This window comes from Companilactobacillus sp. FL22-1, from assembly GCF_043951805.1.
GTDB lineage: Bacteria > Bacillota > Bacilli > Lactobacillales > Lactobacillaceae > Companilactobacillus.
Window position 1 is genome coordinate 53,444 of record NZ_JBINJY010000007.1, and the last position, 24,254, is coordinate 77,697.

Consider the following 24,254-nt stretch of genomic DNA (forward strand, 5'->3'; position numbering starts at 1 on the left):
TTGATATTCAGGGATTAGCTGATTTTATCAATAATAAAAAATGATAGAATAACTTTTCTTACGCAAATAAAACGCCACATAATCTAAATTTACAGATCATGTGGCGTTTTGTGATTTTCTAATCTCGATTATAGTGCCCATTTATCAATAATCAAACGTCCAATTTCTTGCTAATGAGCTTCAAGAGCAAAGCGACCACCATCGATAGGATGTCATGATAAATATTACTCCTCATGGTAAAGATGATTGGAGTTTCGGTAATGGTGAGGCTCAGTTTACGAATGGAAAGTTATAATTGAATAATATCAGAAATACACAAAAAGCAGTCATCTCGAATGATTTCATATCCGAGATAACTGCTTTTATTGATTATTCGTAATGATTCCCAGCCGAATAAATATAAACTATTTTGTGTTCTTCATCGATTGAATAAACTATCCTATGTTGAATATTAAGTCTTCTAGAATAATAATTATTTTCTGGAGGGACCAGTCTTTCGAAACTATCAGATGGATCAGATGGATTATCAGATAATTTTTGGACTATTTCGTCAAACTTCTTTCGTAATGGACTATGCTTTAGTTTTTTCAAGTCGCCCCTAGATGACTTACGAAATTTCACCTGATATTTTGGCATTAGATTTTATCCCAATCAACACCATTAGTAATATCAAGGCCTCCTGAATCATCTTTAGCGGCTTTATGTACTTTATTAAGCGGTTCCCATCATGCATGAGATAAAGTGTCTCTTGCAAGGCTCTATAGTCTTTAGAACTCATAATCACTGCACTGTCCTCTTCGGATCTACCATTAATTTCGATAGGAGTAGAATCCTCATTTACGGATTTGATTATTTTATAAAAATCCTTACGTGCTTGGGTTGGATTGACCGTTCTTTGCATATGACTCTATACCTCCTTTTTTACTAATGAATAATATAATGTACGCTATCAGGTACGTCAATTGATTGACTTACGAAAATATTTATCGCATCAGCTCTATATAATAATTATTCAATGTCGCTATCACTATTGAATTCATTTAAGACACCAAATAGCCACTAAACTTATCTACAAAATGAAGTTTAGTGGCTATTTGAATATGGCAACACTTTAACGACTTAGTATAAACTTAGTCTAAGGTTGCATATTTTTCTAAACAACGAATCATTTGGGCCGTGAAGCCTGATTCATTATCATACCAAGCGGTTACTTTAACAACTTGATCTGCCCCATTGCCAACGATTTGTGTTTGCGTTGGATCAAAAATCGAACCATAAGTCGACCCGATAATATCTGATGAAACAATTTCGTCGTCGTTATAACCAAATGAGATACTGTTATCAGTATGCTTCTTAATACCAGCATTTAGTTCATCCAAAGTAACCTCTTGATCCAAAGTGGCTACAAGTTCAGTCACCGAACCAGTTACAACGGGTACACGTTGCGCATGACCGTCCATCTTACCTTGTAGTTCGGGAATAACTAATCCTAAAGCCTTAGCTGCACCAGTAGTATGTGGAATAATATTTTGGGCAGCGGCACGGGCTGCACGAACATTTCCATTACGCTCGGGACCATCTTGCAACATTTGCGTAGCTGTATAGGCATGAATTGTAGTCATAGATCCAGCCTTGATACCGAATTCTTTGTTTAAAGCGTCTGCTAGTAAGGCAATACAGTTAGTTGTACAGGAGCCAACCGAAGCAATTTTCACATCGTTGGTTAGTGTATCTTCATTGACGCCGTAGACAATTGTAGGCATTTTACCAGAAGGTGCCGAAATTAAAACACGCTTTGCGCCAGCATCTAAATGAGCTTGAGATTTTTCCATCGAAGTATAGAATCCGGTACACTCTAGGACAATATCGACGCCATCGTTTTCAACCCATTGCAAATCTTGAGCATTTCTTTCCGCATACACAGGGATGCGTTTACCGTCGACTATAATCGCATCGTCATCATTGGTAATCGCATCGATCTTAAAATTACCGTGCGCCGTATCATATTTTAAAAGATGTGCCAACATGTGTGGTGAGGTTAAATCATTAATGGCCACTACTTCAAGATCAGTTTGACCCAAACCTTGCAATTCAGCAATTCTACGAAAAGCGAGTCTCCCAATTCTTCCGAAACCATTAATTCCAATTTTAGTTGTCATAAAATTCTCCTTGTTTATACATTATTATTAATTATCAAATTTAGTATATAGACAATCTAAGGTATGGTAAATCAAGAGGTACTAAGCTGGGCCTTAACATACAATATGTCAAAATAGTTGTTTCAAATTGGTCAAAGAGGCTTTTTTTAGTTATCGTTAGTCATATCGAAATTTTTTTCACCAAAATTATCATCCCTAAAATGATATTCCATTTTAAAATAGTCAATTGTGTTTAACTCAAATTTTAAATTGGGGCTAAAAATATACAGCTGATTTTTGCCGTCAAATCAAGGTTTACAGGCTATTCGATACGTCTATCCTTTAAAGGATACATAATCATTTAACCGTGTTATTATTACAATGTGCTTAGGGCATAAGACCTCTTTTATCCATATGTTTCTTCCCCATATCCGGGTAGAAAATAATATCTGATGTGACCTCTATAAAGGTCACAGGTCCGTTAAAGTTTAAGATGAACAAGCTAAGTTTTGTTCAACTTTAAAGACTGATAAGAAGCCAGTGTGGCGATTAGATTTAAAATAAGACCTCACCACTCGTCGAAGTGGTCGTCTGACCCTAAAAGGGATCGAGTTACATGAATAGCATGCTCAAGGCATAAGAAAAAACCTCTTTGTTGACATGTTTCTTCTTTTTCAATGTTAGGTAGAAATGTCTAGTATTTGATGATTGACCTAGGTTATGATTCGGTTTAAAGTTTCAAACAGACGACGGTCTGCGATTCTTTAAAGGAACAAGATGAGGTAACTCCAACAACATAGGTTTGAGACTATCCTTTAATATTTATCGGATAGCCTCTTTTTTTATGCTCAAATTAAAAATACTAATCGATAAGTAGCGTCAACAAAGTAAATTGGCAACCAAAATAGCCACTAAACTTCATTAGTTAGATGAGTTTAGTGGCTATTCAAATGCAAAAAAATTTTAAGAAGATACAAAGGTTTAACGGTAAGTCAATTCTTCATCTGTGTACGGCGGCTCTTTTCGTGCTGGAGCAAAAGAATCATCAGGTACGGCATAATCCAATTGACGTAACACCTCAATCGCAAATTCACGAAAGAACTGACCACTGGCAGTGACGATTCCCTTATCAGCTACAACAACTTTTCGAGTTAGATTCTGTTTGGGGATAAAGGTATTTTCATCATAGGCCTCTTCATATAGCCCTGCCATAAACTTGGTTTGATCCAACAATCCAGCTTTGGCCAATAGAATTGGTGAACTAGAGATCGATGCAATCAGCGGACGTTTACTTTGAGTATTCAGTTGCTTTAAAAAGTCGATATTTCGTCTATCAGCTAAAGGAATATGGTAATCAGTGATCCCGGGAAGAATCAACAATTGATAGTCGAGAGAATCGATTTCGGAGAACTCCTTTTCGGCTAAAGTTTGCATGTGGTCTTCACCTTCATAGAGTTTCTTTTCCGCAGCAACAGTAGTCAATTGCCATTTGTCTTTGGTAAAAGCCAAAGTTTCGGTTAATAAAGCAATTTCGTAGTTACAAAATCCTGGGTACATCATGACTAAGAATCGACGCATAATAAACATCCCTTTTAGTAATATTGCAGCTATTATACTGCTGGACTGCTGTTAAAACTAATTTAGTTCTTATTAGCTTTACGCTGGAAAAATTTAACAATTTCCACAATCAAGATCATTAACAAGCCAGCTCCTAAAACGATACTCCATTGCAGCAGATTCAATTCTGTCACATGGAATAATTTGTTGAAGCCTGGGACAACGATTGTTGCTGCAACCATAATAAATGATGCGACAACTCCTAAGTTAAAGACTCTGTTTCTAAATGGATGGATCTTAAAGATTGACTGATATGTTGATTTAACATTGAAGGCATGGAATAACTGAATCAAAGCTAGAGTTGCATATGCCATGGTTAAAGCATCAGCGTGCATAGCAGCATTACCTGTATGGACTGGGAACATTAAAGCTAAAGCGTAGACACTTAAAGTGATGACACCTTCAAGGATTCCTTGATAAACGATGGCTGAACCAATACCGCCGCTAAGAAAACTTGATTTACGCCCTCTTGGTTTGCGTTTCATAATACCTGGTTCCGTTGGTTCAACTCCTAGAGCAATCGCTGGAAAAGTATCAGTTGCTAAGTTGATCCATAACAATTGAACTGGTAAGAGAATATCCCAGCCAAGAATCGTCATCATAAACAAAGTCAAAACTTCACCTAGGTTGGCTGACAATAAGTATTGAATCGATTTTTGAATATTGGAGAAAACTTTCCGGCCTTCTTCAACAGCGACAATGATCGTAGCAAAGTTATCATCGGCTAAAACCATATCGGAAGCTCCTTTGGAAACTTCGGTACCTGTAATTCCCATCCCAATACCAATATCAGCTGACTTTAAGGCTGGAGCATCGTTAACACCATCGCCTGTCATTGCAACGACTTTGCCCTTTTGTTGCCAAGCATTAACGATTCTTACTTTATGTTCAGGTGAAACACGGGCATAGACTGAATATTGTTTAACTTTTTTGGCAAATTCTTGGTCACTCATCTGATCCAACTGGGCCCCGGTAATAACGGCATCATCATCGCCCGGTTCAATGATTCCCAATCGAGCGGCGATTGCTTCCGCGGTGTCTTGATGATCACCAGTGATCATTAGTGGTCTGATACCAGCATTTTTAGCATCTTCTACCGCTTTAGCAGCTTCCGGACGTTCTGGATCGATCATTCCAACCAATCCGGCAAAGATTAGGTTAGTTTCAACAGTCGATGAATCAAGCGTTTCCGGAATCTTATCAATGATTTTGTAACCCATCGATAGAACCCGTAATGCTTGAGTAGCCATAGATTTATTCTGTTGAAGAATGGCAGCTTGATCTTCGTTAGTAAAGTCACGAATCTGATCAATTTGAGCTTGAATCTTAGTTACACGTTGTAACAACATATCGGGTGCCCCTTTAACAGCTACCAGATATTGTCCATTACTTAATTGATGAATCGTTGACATTAACTTACGTTCTGAATCAAATGGTACTTCAGCCACACGAGGTTCTTTTTTCAATTCGTCTTCGATTTGATAGCCGTGATCAAAGCCAAATTGGACTAATGCTGTTTCGGTAGGGTCACCGACTAAGGCTCCATCACTTTGAATCTTCGTGTCATTGCTAAAAGTCATCACTTGTAAGAGCTTGTCTGCACCAGTGATCTTGTCGCTTGCATCATGCAACTGTCCATATTGATAGAATTTTTCGACGGTCATTTTGTTTTGAGTTAAAGTGCCGGTCTTATCAGAGGCAACAATATCGGTACTACCAAGTGTTTCCACGGCTGGTAACTTTCTCACTAAAGCTTTTCGTTTCGCCATGCGGGTCGTTCCCAATGCTAAGATAATCGTCACGATCGCTGGTAAACCTTCAGGGATGGCAGCTACTGCTAGTGAGATGGCTACTAACATCATTTCAACAATCAATTGATTCATCGGTAAGCCAGTAGGGTTATTGAAGATTCCGACTGCGAAGATGACGGCGGCGATAATCAAAATTAACCAAGTCAAAGTTTTCCCTAAAGAATTGAGATTTTCTTGTAAAGGGGTACTGTTATCTTCGGCTTTGTTGATCATTCCGGCAATGTGTCCGACTTCGGTTTGCATACCAGTGGCGACGATAACTCCTGTTCCTCGACCGTAAGTAACATTACTGTTCATAAAGGCCATATTTTTCCGATCACCTAAAGGAATATCCTCATCTGATAGAACTTGGGTGTCTTTTTCAACTGAAACTGATTCACCGGTTAAAGCTGACTCTTCAATCTTCATTGAAGCCGAGTCGATCAATCTGATATCAGCGGGCACTATATCGCCGGCCTCCAACAAGACGATATCGCCGACGACGAGATTTTCGCTGCTGACAGTCTCCATCTTGCCATTACGACGTACATGTGCTTCCGGAGTGGACATTTCTTTTAGAGCATCAATTGCTTCCTCAGCCTTTGACTCTTGGAAAACCCCAAAAACTGCATTGATAATCACAACTAGAAGAATTAATCCAGCATCAGCCCATTCCTGAGCCACTACACCGGAAATCACTGCCGCAATCAGCAGTACGATAATCATGAAGTCTTTAAATTGGTTGAAGAACTTCTGAACGATAGTCTGCTTCTTGCCTTGGGCTAAGACATTGGGTCCATCAGTAGTCAAACGTTGTTCAGCAACATTTTGGTTCAAACCTTGTTCATCAGTATCGAAGCGTTTTATTAATTCTGTGGTATCTAAAGCATAATAACGAGTGGTACTTTGATTTTCTTTCAATTTGAACTCTCCTCTCGATTTACCGGGTAAAAAAAGAGACTTGCACGCTAAATAGGCGTACAAGTCTCACTTTTTAAGACAAAACCAGACCGAAGTCTTGTTGACGATTTTGTCACAGGCAACCACATCTCTGCAAGTTACTCCCTTGTTTATGGATAGTATAACAGATTAGTCGAAAAAACTATAGCTTAGTATGCATTAATTACTCTATGTCTAATTCTTGCAAATTTTTTCTTAAAAACGACATATCCTAGGCTACCGATTGCCGTTAAAACTGAAAGCAACAGACTGAGTTTTTGAACCAAAGTATAGTGATACTGAACTAAAACCGATCCTTTGCCCTTAAGGACGACTTTGACCAGGCCATGACTACTTTCCATTGGTGTGGTGGCTTTCCCATTTCCAGTCATCGTTGCCTGATAACCTTTATAGTAAAATAAGGGCAAGACGACGGCAGAATTTTCTTTCTTAGTAGAAAAGTTGAATTTAACTTCATTATCGTTGATAGTTGTTCGATCGATATTGATATCTTTTGGATTATATTGTAGCTGGCGACTGGAATTAATCTCGTTGTAATCGACTTTACTTGGCAAATACTCGTGTCCTGCCCCAATCATGAAAGAACTGAGCTCATCATATGAAGAATACGTCTTCAAATCATAAGCAGAAGCTTGGACAGTATCTTGCGATAAATCAAAGCTAAACAGTAATAGTCCTAAGACTAAAGCAGTTTTGAAGTACTTGATGCTCATCAGATGTAAATCATCTTTAGCAATAAAGTAAGCCACGATCAGTGAAATAATTGAGAAGAATCGCCAAGGAAATTGAATCATCTTCAAGGGGTCACCTTTCCAAAAGTTCCAGGGAAAGTATTGTGTGCAGGCGAAAAACAAGCTTAGGGCAATGATGGTCAAACTGAGATTTTCTTTGTGCCAAAAATTATACATCGTATAAGCAACTAAACCTAAAAAAATCACTAAGCCTAAATTAACCGTCGACGCATGGAAAACCTGGTTGTTTAAGGAGTTAGTTACTAGTTGATTCAATGGTAACTTTTCATTATTGATGCTAACGAGTGGATCAGTTGAAAGAGTGAATTTTTGACTCAAAGTTTGCTCGATCAAAGGCAAGTAGAACCAAGCTACTAAACCGAAGTCTAAAACAGCTGCTTTGGCAAAACTGGCAATTATCTTGAGTTTAAAAAAGCTCTGAAAATTCAAGAGCACAAACATTGCCATAAAGGTTATGGCCATTACGAGTGAAATTAAATGCGACATCGCTAAACCGAAGATCGCAAATGCTAAAACGTACCAGTGATTGCGGGCATCGTTTTTAAAGCGGATCATTTCCGACAAAATCAGTGGGAGAAACATCATCCCCAGCAATTCTCCGACATCTTGACGGCTAAAGAGTACTTGCAGACGATAGGCACCCAAAAAGTACAAACTAGTGAACAATAAGGACCGTCTGGTAGAAAAGTCTAGCCGCTTCCCTGCCCAGTAACAAATAACTAAAGTTACAAAGTTGATCAAAACGAGTTCAACTAAGTAAGCAGTGGTCAATGAAACTCCTAACAATTTCAAGATTGCCGCTGGATAAAGGAAAATATCAGGATAGAACATACTGGAAGCATAACCGTAGCCACCACTGAAATAGCCATCCACTTTTGGTAAAAAGTTACCATGCTGAAATGAATATACCAGTGCTTGAATTCGATTGACATGATAATGATAATCGCCAGTTGAGAAGATCAAACCAGTCCGATAATTCAGAATTACAATTGCTGCAATACTCATTAAAACAAACAGCATGCCAATTAAAACGTTGTACTGCATACGTTTGGATAATTTGTTCAACAAAAATCATCTTCTAACTAATTTAAATTAAAAAATCATCCCTATAACATAATTTCTAACGCAAACATTACTGATTTTGATTGCAGCTATAATTTTAGGCAGTTGCTTTCTTGATTCAACTTATAGAAACTGAGTGTTTTCTGAAAAATTATCAGAATTAGTAGCGACCTTTCATCAAATCTTACTCACACTAAGACTTCCGAAATAGTCCTAAGCATGCAGATTTTGGAAGTTCCAATAGACAATCTGAACATTTCTTGCCCCTACAATCAGCCAATATTAATCGAGTTGAAAATGATATAATGAGTAGTAATTATTGTTAAATCAAGTTAACCAGGGGGAGAAGTCATGAAGTATTCAGTTATCTTATTCGATTTGGATCAAACGTTATTTGACACCGACTTAAACGCCGAAAAATCGCTCAAAAAACTCGAATTGCCTTTTTCATTTACATTTACCGATGATCGCATTTTGCACTGGCACCATTTGCAGCAAAAAATGTGGGGTGATTTGGAAAAAGGCAAGTTGTCACGGCAACAACTTAACGACACTCGTTTTCAAGCTTACTTCGATTACTTTGATCAAAAAGTTGACAGCGTAGGTCTGGAACAACAATATGAAGAGATCTTTTATACTCAACATGAATTAATGCCCCATGCCAAAATGCTCTTAGAAACTTTACAAGCAGATTATCAATTAGAAGTAATCTCCAACGGAACAATTTTAAAACAAAAGCAGATGCTCCATAATTCAGCGACTGAACACTACTTTGATAAAATGTTTTTAGCTGAAAATATCGGTTATAGCAAACCAAATGCCAAGTTCTTTGATGCCGTCGTAGATGAACTAAAACCATATCAGAGAAAAGATATGTTAGTAATTGGCGATTCCCTATCGGCTGATATTCAAGGGGCAAATAATGCGTCAATCGATAGTGTTTGGTTCAATCGCTATCAAGTTGCGAATGAAAAAGTCTCACCTACTTATGAAGTATCAGATTTGAAAGATATTATTAAAATTTTGGAGTAAACTAACCGCTACTGAATTAACAGACTTAAAGAATATTTTTATAAGTTTTCAAAAAAATGGATTGTTCCCCGTATTCTATAGGAGACAATCCATTTTTTTAGGTAATTGGTTTCAAAACTTCCAAGATAGATATTCCTTGCCTTAACGTATTTACACTATCTTTGCAAATTTCATATAATAATGCTAATTTCTGTTTAAACAGAAAAGAGGCGTTTCATTATGAAGGCAGCAGTTATTGACAAATTAGGTCAAAGACCCGTATATAAAGATTTTAAAAATCCGATTGCATCAGGCAACAGTGTGGTTATTGACGTTTCTACAGCCTCATTGAATAATCTGGCTAAGCTACGTGCAACTGGTCAACACTATTCTTCGCCAAAAACATATCCGAATGTCGCCGGTATGGATGGAGTTGGATTATTAGATAGCCAAAGAGTCTATTTTTTCACAACAGTGGCTCCCTTTGGGGCTTTTGCTGAACAAACTTTAGTTGATAAAAGTCAGATCATACCAGTACCAGATGAGGTCGATGATATAATGGCAGCAGCTATTGCCAATCCTGGAATGTCATCATGGACCGCTTTAGTTAAACGAATTCACTTAAAGAAAGGCCAGACAGTCTTAATAAATGGAGCTACTGGCAGTGCTGGTAGCTTAGCTGTTAAGATTGCTTACAGTTTAGGTGCAAAAAAAGTTATCGTCACCGGACGTAATGCTGAAAAGTTGTCAAAATTGGGTGCCGATGCTTTTGTCGCATTTGATGTGACAACTCCTCAAGGCAGAGAAAAGTTTATTAAAGACTTACAACCATATCTAATTGATAAAGTTGACGCTGTTATTGATTACTTGTGGGGCGACAGTGCTTTAGCAATAATCAATGCCATTGCAGTCGCTCCGGGAAATTACCCAACACGCTTTGCTAATCTTGGACAATCCGCAAATCAGCCTGATATTGATCTGCCATCTGCCTTTTTACGGGCTTCCGGTATCGAGTTATTAGGAAGTGGTATCAAAAGTGTGACCGATAAAGATTACCTAGAAGGAATCAGTTATGTTTTTGATTTGACTGCTAAGGGAGAGCTGACTACTCCATTTGAAACTTATAAGTTGGAAGATATTGATTTAGCTTGGGACAAACCGATTACTCCCCGACCTATTCTACTTATCTAAATATGTATTAAATACAGTAAAAAAACTATAAGGCATGTTCTCTTTACGCAGGGAGACATACTTTTTTTGAGACTTCTTGATTGTCATTATACAGTTGATTTGTGGCTCTAGAATATTGGTCCGAATTCTATCTTTTAAGGACCTAATTTTGATGGTGCTGAGAGGCGCATTCTATGAAACGTCAATGGGTAGTTGACCGTTAAATATGGCAACCGACTCTTAGAATCAAGATTTGTAAAAATAGCTAAATTTTGTCAAAAATAGGGGTTATTTGTAATAAATGACCCCTGTAAAACATTGACGCATCAGTCTCAAAAAATTACAATATAAGTCTAGGGGTTATTTATCATTAATACTTAATAATAGTCCCCGTTATAAATAACCTATAAAACGGCCTATTTTACCCTTTAAAATCGAAATTGTCGTAAAACAAAGATTAATGGATGACCATTTTAGTAATTTATAGATTGAATTTGAATGGAGAAATAATGAAACAATTAGTTTTACCGATTAAAGACAGTAATATTTTAAGTGAAGTTCAAGATACGTTATTACGCAATTTTAAATATGGCAGAAGAAATTACACGATTTTCCAAACTGGCAAGGCTACCCTACTTCGAGTTTCAGATGTCTTGGCTTTAAAATATAACGATGTGTTTGATAATTATGACGAGTTGAGAAAAACGGCCTTTATTCACGATAAAAAAACGGGCAAACCGAACACTTTGTATTTGAAACCGATCACTCGCGATTTATTGATCTATCAAAAATGGCTGTTGGAAAACAAAGTGAAATCAGATTGGCTCTTCCCATCTATGCAAAGGCTAGACCGGCACATAACTGAAAAGCAGTTTTATAAAGTAATGGCCAAAACCGGTGATTTACTTGATATTAATTATTTGGGTACCCATACTATGAGGAAAACTGGAGCCTATCGGGTTTACGTTCAGTCAAATTATAATATTGGTTTGGTTATGCGGTTATTGAACCACAGTAGTCAACAGATGACCTTGGCATATTTGGGATTGGATCAGGAATCACGTGAAGCTATGTTGGATCAGATTGATTTTGGATAATTATTAATAATCAAAAAATTACAACTATTTACATAATTGAAGTATAGAATTGAAAAAGCATATTCATTTTATAATAGTTTTAAAATAGTTTCGTTAATAAAATACCGTTTAATTAAGACAACTTTTGGTAGTTATCTAATTAAACGGTATTTTATATTAGCTTCAATCTCGATTAAATTAAACTTCTTGACCAGTAGGTCTAATAACCATTTCATTGACGGCCATATTCTTAGGTGTATTGATCACAAATGCTACTGCTTCCGCAATTTCCTCTGGTTGTAAGGCTTGCATATCCGCTCCAGGAAGATTCTTCAAACTCTCAAGCTGTTCTTTTATCTCTTGATTATTGATAGAATTGAATAATTCAGTCTGAACAGTACCCGGAGCAATAACGGTTGTCTTAATATTATTAGTCCGTTCTTCTTGGCGAAGGCCTTCCATAATTGCACGTACAGCGTATTTACTACCTGAGTATGCTGCATAACCTGGCAACACTTCATATCCTAAAACGGATGAAGTAGTAATGATGTGACCACTTTGCTGCTTTTTCATTACAGGTAAAACCGCTGCAATACCATTCAAAACACCCTTAATATTGATATCCATAATATTCTGCCATTCATCGCGAGCAATCGCATCTAAATTATTGACTGGCATGATACCAGCATTGTTAAACATCACATCAACTCGGCCATATTTTTCAACAGTTTTGTCAATCACATTTTGCACTTCATCAGCCTTTGAAACGTCAGCTGCAACAGGTAAGATTTCTGCTCCAACATTATTTTGAACAATTTTCTCCAATCGATTCATTCTCCGGGCAGCAATGGTTAATTTGGCTCCACTTTTTGCCAAAAGATTAGCTGTTGCTTCACCTATTCCACTAGAAGCTCCCATTATTACTACCACTTTATTTTTTAAAGTCATATTCTCTACTCCTCTTATGATTATTACAAGTTTTCTTTAAAGAATGAATCAAATTTATCAAAAGGAATCTTATCCATCTGATCATACAAATCAACATGGTCAGCACCTGGTACAACGACTAATTCTTTATGATCTTTGATACGATTGTATGATTCTTCTGCCATATAACGGGAATGGGCTTTCTCACCGGTTACGATTAAAACAGGACGTGGTGAAATTTCATCGATATGTGCTTGCAAGTGGAAATTGTAGTATCCCCATGGAGTTGTGGCGGTCCAACCATTAGTCGAATTTACGGAACGTGGATGGAAAGCGCGGCCTTTATAATAGTTGAAGAAAGCTGCTGTTACTGGATCAGCATTTTCTGGTAATTTGTCGGGTAGACCAACCATGTCTGTCATAGGCTTGTTGTTAGCATCAAAGTTCAATTCATGAGGGCCATTTGCTAAAGTTCCCTTGTCAGCGTCAATCCAACGTTGTTGTGCTAAATAATCTTTTTCAATTTTCCGTTGTTCGTCAGTTTTGGGATTAAAATTCAAACCTTTCCACATAGAATCTGACATATCATACATAACTGAGGTTGCCACAGCCTTGATTCTTGTGTCAATTGAAGCTGCTGTTAAAGCGTGTGAACCGATACCACAAATACCGATAGCCCCAATTCTTTCTCTATCAACAAACTTCTGCATTCCTACAAAATCGACAGCTGCCGAAAAGTCCTCTACAAAAATATCAGGCGAAGCAACATTGCGAATTGATCCAGAGCTTTCTCCAGTAGTTGATTGATCAAAAGCTACAGTTACAAATCCTTTTTCAGCTAAAGTTTGAGCATAAAGACCACTTGATTGTTCTTTGACTGCTCCGAAAGGCCCCGAAATTACGATAGCTGAATATTGTTTCATATCATCAAAGTTCAATGGTAAATATAAGTGACCTGCTAAAGTGAATCCATAACGGTTTTGAAATCGTACGTTTTGCACGTCAATTTCGGGATTGATTTTAAAAACTCTAGTGTCGTTTGCTAATTTAGTCATGTCATTTCTCCTCTTGTTGTGAAAATTTATATTGATAACGCAGATAGTCGAGACAGTCCAATTTTTTCTTGGAGCCATGCAGCTGTTCTAAAATATCAGTTCGATATCCTTCTAACAAATTGTTTTGTTCAGTTACTGGTAATCGTAAGAAATTATTTATCCATGAATCAGACAATCCGGCGTCTTTAAGAATCGCAATTATTTCGTTTTTATTCGGCATAAACAATTACGTCCTTTCTATGTCATTTACTATATATGCAATCGGGTGTAATGTTAAATACTGATTAAGTATGATGTGACATAACTTGTATGCATGTCAAAACCATGGAGGACAAAAATGGAATTACAACAATTACAAAACTTCCTCATTGTTGCTCAAGAAGAGAATATTACCCATGCAGCTGAATATCTACACATCTCACAGCCGGCCCTTTCTCGTCAGATCAAAGCATTAGAAAATGAATTTGGTAAAAAGTTGTTAACTAGAGAAAATAAACGTGTAACCCTCACTCCAGATGGAGTTCTTTTGCGAAAACGAGCTAACGAAATTATTAAATTAACCGCTAAAACAACTGCTGAATTATCGGCCAGTAATGATGAAATTGCTGGTGACATTTTATTAGGTGTCAGTGAAACCGATTCAATTCGTTATATTAGTGAACGAGCAAAAGCTTTGATTTCTGATAATCCCAAAGTTACTTTAAAACTTAAAAATGGCGATAATGAATCAATTTTGAACATGGTTAATAATGGATTAGTTGATTTAGGACTCTATTTTGGCAATGTTGACCAAAATATCTATCAGCACATCTCTCTACATCAAATAAATCGGTTTGGAATGTTGATGCGACGGAATAATCCCTTAGCAAAAAAGGCCTTTCTAACTCCAGAAGATTTGCTAGATCAGCCTTTGATTCTTTATCAGGAATCACTTGATAATGGTTTGTTATATGAATGGTTTCATACTCGAGATTTAAATATTGTTGGTACTTTTGGTATGTATTTGAGTGCCCAAAAAATGGTTGAAAGTGATCTGGGTATTGCAATGGTTTTCGATAATTTAGTTGATTATTCAAATACTGACTACATTTGTGTACCTCTTTCACCTGAAATTAAAACCGATGTGAATCTCATTTGGAAAAAATATCAAGTGTTTTCTAAACCTACTAAATTATTTTTGGATTCGATTATTAAAACTCACAGTTTATATAAATGAAAATGTTTTATCAAATTTTCTAATAATTAAGAATCTGGTACTACTATTAAATTAAGTTTGAAATTAGAAAATTAAGGAAGAAAAATCAAATGCAAAAGGTAATTATTTTAGGTTGTCCCGGTACTGAAAAAAGTACTTTTGCTAGAAAGTTACGTGATAAAACTGACCTACCCTTGCTTTATTTGGATTTGCTGTGGCACAAAAAAGATCAAACTAACTATACTAAAGCGGAATTTGACAGCAAATTAAAAAAGATACTTCAAGGCGATAAATGGATCATTGATGGTAATTATCAACGAACGATTGAGATGCGCCTTCAAGCATGTGACACGGTATTTCTATTAGATTATCCTGTCGAAGTTTGTTTGAATGGAGCTGAATCACGTGTTGGCCATCCACGTGAAGACTTGCCATGGGTAGAAAAAGTTTTTGATCCTGAATTTAAAGAATGGATCATTAATTTTTCGAAAGAACAATTGCCGGAAATCTATGAGTTATTACAGCAGTATCAAAATAAAAAACGAATAATTATCTTTAAAAATCGGAATGAAGCTAATAAATTTCTGGATGATTATAATTTCCGCCTCAACACACACTCCAACCAACATCAGCTTGTACTATGAGGTGTTATTTAGTTTACTTTAATTTTGATAATTCATTTCTAGGAATACTCTGATTCTCACCTATATCACAATATTAAAAAGAGAACCCAATAATATCAGGTTCTCTCTTGACTAAAGATTTATTTTAAGATGTCTATTTCCGATTCATAAGCTTTTATTTTTCAAAAATACGCTTTTTTAGATTAACCATCTCTAATAAGCTCAAAGCACAATCACTGCCTTTATTACCACCCTTGAGGCCAGCACGATTCATAGCCTGTTCGATCGTATCAGTTGTAAGAACGCCAAACATGACAGGTGTTTCGATTTTTAAATTGACGTTGGCAATTCCAGTTGACACGCCGTTACAGACATAATCAAAGTGGGATGTCTCTCCTCGTATCACTGCTCCTAATGCGATTAATCCATCATATTGTTGCTTTTTTGCTAATAACTGTGTGACCAAAGGAATTTCAAAAGCTCCTGGTACCCAAGTGACCTCAATATCTTCATCTGACACTCCATTTCTCTTTAGAGTATCAATGGCTCCATTCAATAGCTTCGTTGTAACAAAGTCATTAAATCTGGCTACTACAATACCTACTTTTAGTCCATTCCCGTTGTAACTGCCGCTATATGTTTTCATTTTTTTAATTTACCTCATTCAAATTTAATTGATGATGAAACTTTTGTTGCTTGGTTTTTAAATAATCATAATCGAACTTATTAGCTGGAATTTCTAAGGGTACTCTCTGAATAACTTCAATCCCATAATCAGTCAATTGTTTAACTTTATTGGGATTGTTTGTTAATAATTTTATTTTATTAACTCCTAATTGATGCAAAATGATACTGGCTTGATTGTAATTTCTGCCATCAGCAGAGAAACCAAGCTGTACATTGGCATCATAAGTATCGACCCCATTTTCTTGTAAATGATAAGCCTTTAGTTTGTTGAATAAGCCAATTCCACGGCCTTCTTGAGGTAAATAGAGAATTAATCCAGAGCCATTATTTTCCAATTCCCTCATCGCATGATGTAGTTGTGCGCCACAATCACAGCGTAAAGATCCAAACACATCGCCTGTAAAACACTCCGAATGTAATCGAACTAAAACTGGCTTTTGTGTGTCAAGATCTCCCTTTTGTAAGGCTAAAGTAATTTGATTTTGACCAGGCACTTTAAAACCAGTTAACTTAAAATCACCATATTTAGTGGGCAAATTAACTGTGGGTGTCGGTTCTAGCCTTTTTAAACTTTTTTTAACTAAGTATTGTGTTACTTCTTCAATCGTCAACATCGGAATTCGTAAACCTTCAGCTAAAGATTTGAGATTCTTTCGGCGTGCCATCAAGCCATCTTTTTTAACCACTTCACAAATGTATGCGACTGGTGATTCGCCGGTTAATCTTGCCAATTCAATTGCGGCTTCGGTATGTCCTCGTCGTTCCAGTAAGCCTTCTTTTCGACTAATCAGAGGAAAAATATGCCCTGGATGATAAAAATCAGCTTGACGACTTTGAGGATTAGCGATTGCCCGTATGGTTCTGGCCCGATCTTGGGCTGAAATTCCAGTGGTGGTACTTTTGTGATCCATAGACACGGTAAAGGCAGTTCCAAAAGCATCGTTTTCGCTCGTCATTAACTTCAAGTCTAATCTATCCGCAACTTCTGGTGCTACAGGCACACACAGTAAGCCCCGGGCGGAAGTTATCATTCGATTCACACTTTCAGTTGTAGCTTTACTTGCTAGACCAACCATATCGCCTTCCGCTTCTCTAGTTTCATCATCAGCTAAAATAATCAAACCACCATTTTTTAAAGTCGCAATTGCAGTTTCAACTTTACTATTTGTATCCATTCAATTTCACCCCTAAATCCATTTGTCGAACTAAATATTTTCCTAAAATATCTGTTTCAACATTGACCTTATCGTGTTTCTTTAAATTACCTAAAACTGTGTTCTCCCTTGTGTACGGAATCAAATCTACTTCAAAAGAATCTCCAGTTGTCAAAACAACAGTTAAACTGACGCCATCAATCGCAATGGAACCTTTTTCAACTACGAATTGCTGGTATGCTTTTGGTAAAGAAAATATTAATTTTAAAGCATTTTGATCGGCTTGCTGTTCGATGAGCTCTGTACAAAAATCAACATGTCCTTGTACGATGTGACCATCAATTCGATCTTGAAGCCGTAAAGCCTTTTCTAAATTGACCTGTTGATTCACACATAGATCTTTTAAATTGGTCCGTTTGATGCTTTCTGGCATGACTTCCACATCAAAATTCGTCTTATCTTTATTTACAACTGTTAAGCAAACACCATCAATCGCAATACTGTCACCATTTTTGACTTTATCAATCCAAAGTTCTGATGTTTTAATACTCAATTGAAGATTTTTTTGGACTTGCTGAATATTTTGAATGATGCCTTGGGTTTGTACTATCCCGGAAAACATTGCTTATTCCTCTTTTCTTAGTGCACTTATTCTCAAGTTATCGTCGAAATACTTTATTTTTGGTTTTGTAAAGTGGATGTCCCGACCCAATCCAGCCTGATTAACCACCGCTGGCAATGCATTTCCGCCAAAGATTCTTGGTGCAAGATAACTGATCCACTGTTCGATTAAATGGTTCTGAACGAATTGGGCTTGTAAATATGAGCCGCCTTCTACTAGCAGTGATTGCCAACCCTTTTTATAACAAAAAGCAACGATATTTTGCGGTATCCAATTTCCTTTTAAGACATGCACGTTTTCGTATTTTGCCAGTCGATTATTCGTAGTGTCTTGTTTGACCAATAGCCAAGTTTCTACTGATTTATCTTGTAAGAGACTCTTGTTCAAAATCGTTGCGGCATCTGTTAAGACAATTAATCTGACCGGTGGATGAGCCATTTTTATAGTTCTTACTGTTAATTTTGGATCATCAATTTTTAAAGTATGTTCTCCAATTAGTATGGCTTGGTGTTGAGCCCGAAGTTTTTGACTATCTACAAAGCTATCTTTATTAGAAATAATAGTTCTTTGAGCATGCCCTTGATTGATCTTTCCATCCAAAGTCATCGCGACTTTTAAAGTTACCCAAGGTCGTTGCCAACGATAAAAGAAGTTGTAGTGCGGATTCAATTTTTCCACTTTATCTTTTAAAATATCTTTGACGACTGTCACCCCATGTTGAATTAGATAATCTGCACCCTTTCCCATTACAATCGGATGTGGGTCTAATTGACCGATTACCACTTTCTTAATCCCGGCCTCGACGATTCGATGGGAACAAGGTGGTGTTTTTCCAAAATGAGAACATGGCTCGAGTGTTACAAACAATGTTGCACCTTGACTCTGTTCATTGGTCACCTGTTTTAAAACATCGACTTCAGCATGATCTCCGCCAAAATAATGGTGATATCCTTTGGCTATTACCTGATTGTCCTTTACCAAAATGGCTCCGACTTGGGGATTTTGAAAAGTTGCTACTCCACCAAGTTTGGCCTGTTCAATTGCTAAATTCATATAATCATTTAACAAATTACACCTCCTAGAATAAAAAAAGACCTCATTATCTTTTTTTGATAACGAGGTCTTGTGATGGATTGCCAAATAGATTTCACCAGTAGGAATCACCAAATAAGACTATAAATAGCCATTTTTAGTCACTACTGCCTAATAAATAAAGCAATAATTTTTCTTCTCCCATCCAGACTTTACTGTCGGTCCCAGACTTGCACTGGGTCAACCGCTTGCGCGGGTCACGGACTTCAACTAGGTTGTTACCGTCGGTCGGGAATTACACCCTGCCCCGAAGAAATCATATTCAGTTTTCATAAATACAATAATAATAAGTATAATTTTTGTCAAGTCTGTCCTTAATCTTGACAAGATACCAATCTGGTCAGTGGGAAGGATTTCTGCCCTTTTCAAAAATAAAAAGACAGGATTCGTCCTGCCTTTTGAAGAGATTATTTTAAATAACTAAGCTGAGTAATAATACGCCGATCAGACCAACTACGGAAATAATTGTTTCCAAAACTGTCCATGTCAATAAGGTTTCTTTAATCGTCAGATCAAAATATTCTTTGAACATCCAAAAACCTGCATCATTCACATGTGAGGCAGCTAAGGAACCAGCACCGATGGCCAAAACCATCAAGGCTGAGTTTATACCTGATGATTGCATTAATGGTAAGACCAAGCCGGCAGCGGTCAATGAAGCTACCGTAGCAGACCCTAGTGCCACTCTTAGAACTACGGCAATTAACCAACCGAGAAGCAATGGTGATAAGTTGGAACCGGAGAATAATTTCATAACTGCATTTCCGACGCCGCCATCGATTAAGACTTGTTTAAAAGCACCGCCACCACCGATAATTAGTAGCAACATAGCGATTGATTTGACTGCTTCTTCAACTGAATGCATGATCTCTGGGGTCTTAAATCGTCTTGCCCATCCCATAGTGTACATGGCTAATAGTAGTGAAATTGTCATTGAGATTGAAGGCGTTCCAATAAAGGCAATGATTGAATCTAAGGTTGTGAGGTTCTTAGGCAAATGTCCATTGTTAAACATTAATTGATAAATTGTTGTAATGGCCATCAAGATAACTGGAAATAATGATGTCAAAACTGAAATACCAAATCCTGGTGTCTCATCAAGTTTAAATTCTTTTTGTGGTCCCAATGCTGATAAATTACCTTTACGATCAAAAGCTTTTGGGGCTAATTTTTCAGCAACTTTTGTATATACGGGACCGGCAACGATAACAGCTGGAATAGCGACGATAATACCATAAAGTAAAACGTGACCAGCATTAGCACCAAGTACTGCACTGATTGCGGTTGGAGCTGGATGTGGTGGCAGGAATCCGTGGGTGACAGACAAGGCTGCGGCCATTGGAATTCCCAAGTACAGAATTGACACTCCGGCCTCTACGGCAATGGCAAAGACAATCGGTACCAACAGTACCATTCCGACTTCGAAGAATAAGGCAATTCCGATAATAAATGAAGCTAAAACGATTGCTAGTTGTAATCTTTTTTTACCGAATCTTTGAATCAAGGTGTGGGCAATGCGATAGGCTCCACCCGCATCAGCGACTAAGCGTCCTAACATTGCTCCAAAACCAAAGACGATTGAAAGTTCGCCTAATTGACTCCCGATCCCGTTTTGGATACTCGTGGCAATTTTTGTCAGGGGGATCCCTAATCCCACTCCGACTGCGATTGAAGTTATGATCAAGGAGACAAAGGTATTCATTTTAACTCTGATGATCAATAATAAAAGTAGTGCAATCCCCAATATCAATACAATAAAAGGTGTCATAATAAACCTCCATCAGCTGGGTACATGCTTGCGCATCAGCTTTTATTAATCCCCGTCTAAAGACGAGTTATTTTTGTTTTTCCTGCATGTGTTTCTTTTGAAACTCGGCAATACTCTTATATTCTGGAGCAAGGATTTTCGACAAGCGAATCCAGATTGGTAATAATTCACGATATACTGGAAAGTTTTTTTCGTCTGGATGATGAACATTAGTTACGCCAATCATATTTTTAACCGCTGAAAGATCATCGATATAACCAAGTGCATACATCCCCAGTACTGCTGCTCCAAGGCAAGAGCTTTCAAAACTTTCCGGGATCGTAACATCTTGTTCAAAAATATCGGCCAGCATTTGTCTCCACAAAGCAGAACGGGCGAATCCACCTGTTGCTTGAATGCTCTTAGGTTTGCCGGCGACGCCTTCAATCATCAACATAACCATGTAGAGATTATAGACGATGCCTTCCAAAGCGGCTCTGACCATATGGGCACGTGTATGTTGACGTGTTAAACCAAAGAACGATCCTCTGGCATAGGCATTCCAAATTGGTGCCCGCTCGCCACCTAAGTATGGGTGGAATAGCAAGCCATCAGAACCAGCTGGAATTTTTTCAGCAATCTGAGTCAAGATATCGTATGAAGAGACTTGCATCTGTTCAGCGGTGATTTTTTCGGGTGCAAACAATTGATCACTGACCCAGCGAAATACGATTCCACCGTTATTGACCGGACCACCTACAACCCACTTATCCTTAGTTAGGGCATAACAGAATAAGTTTCCATTGGGATCAACTACCGGCTTGTCGACCACTACTCGGACTGCGCCAGATGTTCCGATCGTAACAGCGACGACACCAGGATCAATCGCATTAACGCCCAAATTGGAAAGTACCCCATCACTGGCTCCAAAAACAAATGGGACTGTTTCGCTGATACCTAGTAATTGACCGTAATTCTCGTTGATTCCAGTGATTGAGTCAGTCGGTTCAACTAATTGAGGTAATTTATCTGGTGTGATGTCGAGTAAGTCGAGGGCCTGTTTTTCCCAGTCTAGTTTGAAGATATTGAACATCCCCGTTGCCGAAGCAATCGAGTATTCCATTTTATATTCACCGAATAAACGGAAAAAGACATATGTTTTCAAATCGATAAATTTCTTAGCTCGTTGATATAAATCAGGCTGTTCATTCTTTAACCAGAGCATTTTTGAGAGCGGTGCCATCGGATGAATCGGTGTACCGGTCTTGGCATAGATTTCAGCTCCGAGACCATTTTGCTTGAGCTCTTCACTGTATGCTGCAGCACGATTATCAGCCCAAGTTATTGCCCGAGTTAACGGTTGATCGTTTTCATCCATCAAAATTAGACTGTGCATGGCTGAAGAAAAGGAAACTCCTTTGAGCTCATCAGGTTTCACTTGACCTTTACGCATGACTTGACCCAGTACTTCAACGACAGCGTTAAAAATATCCTCTGGATCTTCCTCGGCCATATCGGGAGTATCTTGATATAGTTGATAACCTTTGTTCGCATACTCGATAACTTTTCCATTCATGTCATACAAAACTGCTTTAGTACTAGTCGTACCTATGTCTGCGCCAATCATATATTCCATTTGAAATTCCTCCTGGTTCAATTATTTCTTAACCACATCGTGACCACCGAATTCGTTTCGTAAAGCGGCGACAACTTTTCCGGTAAAGGTATCGTCCTCCATCGAGCGGTAACGCATCATCAAAGACAAGCCGATGACTGGAGTTGGTACTTGTTGCTTTAAAGCCTCTTCTAAGGTCCATTTGCCTTCTCCAGATGAATGCATGACTCCCTTTAGTTGATCGAGATCAGGGTCTTTAGCAAAAGCTGATTCAGCCAATTCCATCAACCAACCTCTGACTACAGAACCATGTGACCAAACTTTTGCGACTGCTTCGTTATCATAATCGAACTTGCTGTGTTCCAAAACATCGAATCCTTCTGCAATGGCTTGCATCATGCCATACTCGATCCCGTTATGGACCATTTTCAAGTAGTGACCGCTGCCGGCTTTTCCGGTGTAGAGATAACCATCCTTTTGGGCAATCCCTTGAAAAATCGGTTCGATGTATGAGAATAATTTGGAATTATCTCCACCGATCATAAAGTTGCCGTCGTGATTAGCACCACTCATTCCGCCAGAAGTTCCACAATCAAAGAAATTGATTTGTTTTTGTTTGAGGATCTCGTTGTGTCGTAAGGAATCCTCATAAAATGAATTACCACCATCAATTACGATGTCGTCTTTGCTTAATAATTCGCTCAATTTTTTGATGGTATTATCTGTTGGATTGCCCGCTGGTAACATTACCCAGACGATTTTTGGTGCTTCCAATTGATTAACCACATCGTTTAAATCCCTTGCCGTCTGTGCCCCTTTGGTTGCTGCTAACTCTTTGGCACTTTCATCTAAATCAAAGGCGACAACTTGATTGCCATTTCTGATCAAATTCTCTGTTAAATTCATGCCCATCTTTCCCAGGCCTATCATTGCTAATTTCATCAATAAACATCTCCTGTGTAACCGTTTTCAACAAAACCTATTATACAAAAATAATTTTCAAGAATCAATTTATTTGTTGAAAATTATTTTCTTTAACTAAAAAATATGGTATTTTATAGGTGAGGTAAAGACTATGGTAAAAAACATGAATTATGTGATTCACACTTATTATCACAACTTAAAGGGAACTTATAAAGAAATTGCTGATTACATATTGTCTACTGATAAGTTTGCGCCTGATCTGACTATAAATGATTTAGCTAAAGACGCCAAAGTATCCATCTCAACCATCTCGAGATTCGCCAAGATATTAGGATTCAATAGTTTTCAAGACTTTAAAATAAGCTTGTTAACTTCTAATAAGGAAGCTTCAGGTACGTTATTTTTGGATATTACCAAAGAAGATTCTTATATGGCGATCACTAAAAAAATCTTTCAAGCCAATATTTCTACCTTGGAAGCAACGGTACAAGTTTTGACCAATAAACAATTGAATTCGGCAATCAACATCATCACAGATAGCTTAGCCGTCGGCTTCTTTGGTTTGGGTGCATCTTCGATCGTGGCTGAAGATGGCTTTCACAAATTCTTGCGGTCCGATAAACAGCCCTATTATTCAGCTGACTATCATATGCAATTGATGTTGGCCGCTAAAATGACCTCAAAGGATTGCGCAGTGGTCATCTCACACAGTGGCGAAAACAAAGACACTTTACAGATTGTTTCTGAACTCAAAAAAAATAACGTTAAAATTATTGGTATTACTAGTTATGGCAATTCAGCTTTAACTGAACTGGTAGACGTTTGTTTACTGTCCGTTTCTGATGAGACTAAATATCAAAATGAAGCCTTGCACGCTATCATTGCTCAAATTTCACTGGTTGATACTTTGTATGCCATTATTGCCGTAAAGGATGAATTCCAAACTAATTCCTTGCTACAAGAGATCCGTGATACGATCAATCAGACGAGAAACAAAAAATAGCATTAAGTAAGATTCATTTCAAACAACACAAAAA

At 37.6% G+C, this 24,254-nt stretch carries 22 protein-coding genes and 1 riboswitch; of the genes, 6 read left to right on the forward strand and 16 right to left on the reverse strand.

Annotation, left to right across the window (positions count from 1 at the left end; all coding sequences use genetic code 11):
• Positions 1–369 precede the first annotated feature (369 nt).
• The 6 genes from ACG72T_RS07100 to ACG72T_RS07125 all read right to left on the reverse strand — a co-directional run bounded on the left by ACG72T_RS07100 (position 370) and on the right by ACG72T_RS07125 (position 8,325).
• Positions 370–636: a Txe/YoeB family addiction module toxin gene (locus ACG72T_RS07100; RefSeq protein ID WP_395265487.1), complete on the reverse strand. Its 267-nt coding sequence runs from the start codon at positions 634–636 to the stop codon at positions 370–372.
• Positions 608–901, reverse strand: coding sequence for a type II toxin-antitoxin system Phd/YefM family antitoxin (locus ACG72T_RS07105; RefSeq protein ID WP_395265488.1), 294 nt, complete (start codon positions 899–901; stop codon positions 608–610). The genes ACG72T_RS07100 and ACG72T_RS07105 overlap by 29 nt, the downstream gene beginning before the upstream one ends.
• Positions 902–1,130: 229 nt before the next feature.
• A complete protein-coding gene (gene gap / locus ACG72T_RS07110) occupies positions 1,131–2,159 on the reverse strand; it encodes a type I glyceraldehyde-3-phosphate dehydrogenase (RefSeq protein ID WP_395265489.1) in 1,029 nt (342 codons plus the stop codon).
• A 960-nt stretch (positions 2,160–3,119) separates the two neighbouring features.
• The gene (locus ACG72T_RS07115) at positions 3,120–3,716 is read right to left on the reverse strand and encodes a DJ-1/PfpI family protein (protein WP_395265490.1); all 597 of its coding nucleotides are present in this window, start codon (positions 3,714–3,716) and stop codon (positions 3,120–3,122) included.
• Positions 3,717–3,778: 62 nt separating this feature from the next.
• Positions 3,779–6,466, reverse strand: a complete 2,688-nt coding sequence (locus ACG72T_RS07120; RefSeq protein WP_395265491.1) for a cation-translocating P-type ATPase — start codon at positions 6,464–6,466, stop codon at positions 3,779–3,781.
• Positions 6,467–6,654: 188 nt separating this feature from the next.
• A complete protein-coding gene (locus ACG72T_RS07125; RefSeq protein WP_395265492.1) occupies positions 6,655–8,325 on the reverse strand; it encodes a hypothetical protein in 1,671 nt (556 codons plus the stop codon).
• A gap of 345 nt (positions 8,326–8,670) precedes the next feature.
• Here ACG72T_RS07125 and ACG72T_RS07130 point away from each other — a divergent pair, with 345 nt between their 5' ends.
• The 3 genes from ACG72T_RS07130 to ACG72T_RS07140 all read left to right on the forward strand — a co-directional run bounded on the left by ACG72T_RS07130 (position 8,671) and on the right by ACG72T_RS07140 (position 11,597).
• Positions 8,671–9,351 (forward strand): YjjG family noncanonical pyrimidine nucleotidase, encoded by a 681-nt coding sequence (locus ACG72T_RS07130; protein ID WP_395265493.1) that lies wholly within the window; start codon positions 8,671–8,673, stop codon positions 9,349–9,351.
• A 219-nt stretch (positions 9,352–9,570) separates the two neighbouring features.
• Positions 9,571–10,521 carry a zinc-binding alcohol dehydrogenase family protein gene (locus ACG72T_RS07135; protein ID WP_395265494.1) on the forward strand — a complete coding sequence of 317 codons (951 nt, stop codon included), beginning with the start codon at positions 9,571–9,573 and terminating at the stop codon, positions 10,519–10,521.
• Positions 10,522–11,009: 488 nt separating this feature from the next.
• Positions 11,010–11,597: a tyrosine-type recombinase/integrase gene (locus ACG72T_RS07140; RefSeq protein WP_395265495.1), complete on the forward strand. Its 588-nt coding sequence runs from the start codon at positions 11,010–11,012 to the stop codon at positions 11,595–11,597.
• A 177-nt stretch (positions 11,598–11,774) separates the two neighbouring features.
• Here the strand turns inward: ACG72T_RS07140 and ACG72T_RS07145 are convergent, their stop codons facing one another.
• The 3 genes from ACG72T_RS07145 to ACG72T_RS07155 are packed head-to-tail and all read right to left on the reverse strand — an operon-like array spanning position 11,775 to position 13,778.
• Complete coding sequence (locus ACG72T_RS07145) at positions 11,775–12,524, reverse strand: SDR family oxidoreductase (RefSeq protein ID WP_395265496.1); 750 nt, start codon at positions 12,522–12,524, stop codon at positions 11,775–11,777.
• Positions 12,525–12,547: 23 nt separating this feature from the next.
• Positions 12,548–13,558, reverse strand: a complete 1,011-nt coding sequence (locus tag ACG72T_RS07150; RefSeq protein WP_395265497.1) for an alpha/beta hydrolase — start codon at positions 13,556–13,558, stop codon at positions 12,548–12,550.
• A 1-nt stretch (position 13,559) separates the two neighbouring features.
• Positions 13,560–13,778, reverse strand: a complete 219-nt coding sequence (locus tag ACG72T_RS07155) for a hypothetical protein (RefSeq protein ID WP_395265498.1) — start codon at positions 13,776–13,778, stop codon at positions 13,560–13,562.
• Positions 13,779–13,895: 117 nt separating this feature from the next.
• Between ACG72T_RS07155 and ACG72T_RS07160 the strand changes: the two genes are divergently transcribed.
• Both ACG72T_RS07160 and ACG72T_RS07165 read left to right on the forward strand, forming a co-directional pair.
• The gene (locus ACG72T_RS07160; RefSeq protein WP_395265499.1) at positions 13,896–14,774 is read left to right on the forward strand and encodes a LysR family transcriptional regulator; all 879 of its coding nucleotides are present in this window, start codon (positions 13,896–13,898) and stop codon (positions 14,772–14,774) included.
• 89 nt (positions 14,775–14,863) lie between these two features.
• The gene (locus ACG72T_RS07165; protein WP_395265500.1) at positions 14,864–15,397 is read left to right on the forward strand and encodes an adenylate kinase; all 534 of its coding nucleotides are present in this window, start codon (positions 14,864–14,866) and stop codon (positions 15,395–15,397) included.
• A 154-nt stretch (positions 15,398–15,551) separates the two neighbouring features.
• On the opposite strand, the gene ribE is transcribed toward ACG72T_RS07165, so the two are convergent.
• The 7 genes from ribE to gnd all read right to left on the reverse strand — a co-directional run bounded on the left by ribE (position 15,552) and on the right by gnd (position 23,235).
• Positions 15,552–16,022 carry a 6,7-dimethyl-8-ribityllumazine synthase gene (ribE, locus tag ACG72T_RS07170; protein WP_395265501.1) on the reverse strand — a complete coding sequence of 157 codons (471 nt, stop codon included), beginning with the start codon at positions 16,020–16,022 and terminating at the stop codon, positions 15,552–15,554.
• Between the two features lie 4 nt (positions 16,023–16,026).
• Positions 16,027–17,238 (reverse strand): GTP cyclohydrolase II, encoded by a 1,212-nt coding sequence (gene ribA, locus ACG72T_RS07175; RefSeq protein ID WP_395265502.1) that lies wholly within the window; start codon positions 17,236–17,238, stop codon positions 16,027–16,029.
• Positions 17,225–17,839, reverse strand: coding sequence for a riboflavin synthase (locus ACG72T_RS07180; protein ID WP_395265503.1), 615 nt, complete (start codon positions 17,837–17,839; stop codon positions 17,225–17,227). Before ACG72T_RS07180 ends, ribA begins: the two co-directional genes overlap by 14 nt.
• A 3-nt stretch (positions 17,840–17,842) precedes the next feature.
• The gene (gene ribD, locus ACG72T_RS07185; protein WP_395265504.1) at positions 17,843–18,907 is read right to left on the reverse strand and encodes a bifunctional diaminohydroxyphosphoribosylaminopyrimidine deaminase/5-amino-6-(5-phosphoribosylamino)uracil reductase RibD; all 1,065 of its coding nucleotides are present in this window, start codon (positions 18,905–18,907) and stop codon (positions 17,843–17,845) included.
• A gap of 153 nt (positions 18,908–19,060) precedes the next feature.
• A riboswitch (FMN riboswitch) is annotated at positions 19,061–19,190 on the reverse strand.
• A gap of 153 nt (positions 19,191–19,343) precedes the next feature.
• Positions 19,344–20,699, reverse strand: coding sequence for a gluconate:H+ symporter (locus ACG72T_RS07190; RefSeq protein ID WP_395265505.1), 1,356 nt, complete (start codon positions 20,697–20,699; stop codon positions 19,344–19,346).
• A gap of 67 nt (positions 20,700–20,766) precedes the next feature.
• Positions 20,767–22,314, reverse strand: a complete 1,548-nt coding sequence (gene gntK, locus ACG72T_RS07195; protein ID WP_395265506.1) for a gluconokinase — start codon at positions 22,312–22,314, stop codon at positions 20,767–20,769.
• A gap of 21 nt (positions 22,315–22,335) precedes the next feature.
• Complete coding sequence (gene gnd, locus ACG72T_RS07200) at positions 22,336–23,235, reverse strand: phosphogluconate dehydrogenase (NAD(+)-dependent, decarboxylating) (protein ID WP_395265507.1); 900 nt, start codon at positions 23,233–23,235, stop codon at positions 22,336–22,338.
• 133 nt (positions 23,236–23,368) lie between these two features.
• Here gnd and ACG72T_RS07205 point away from each other — a divergent pair, with 133 nt between their 5' ends.
• The gene (locus tag ACG72T_RS07205; protein ID WP_395265508.1) at positions 23,369–24,220 is read left to right on the forward strand and encodes a MurR/RpiR family transcriptional regulator; all 852 of its coding nucleotides are present in this window, start codon (positions 23,369–23,371) and stop codon (positions 24,218–24,220) included.
• Positions 24,221–24,254 lie beyond the last annotated feature (34 nt).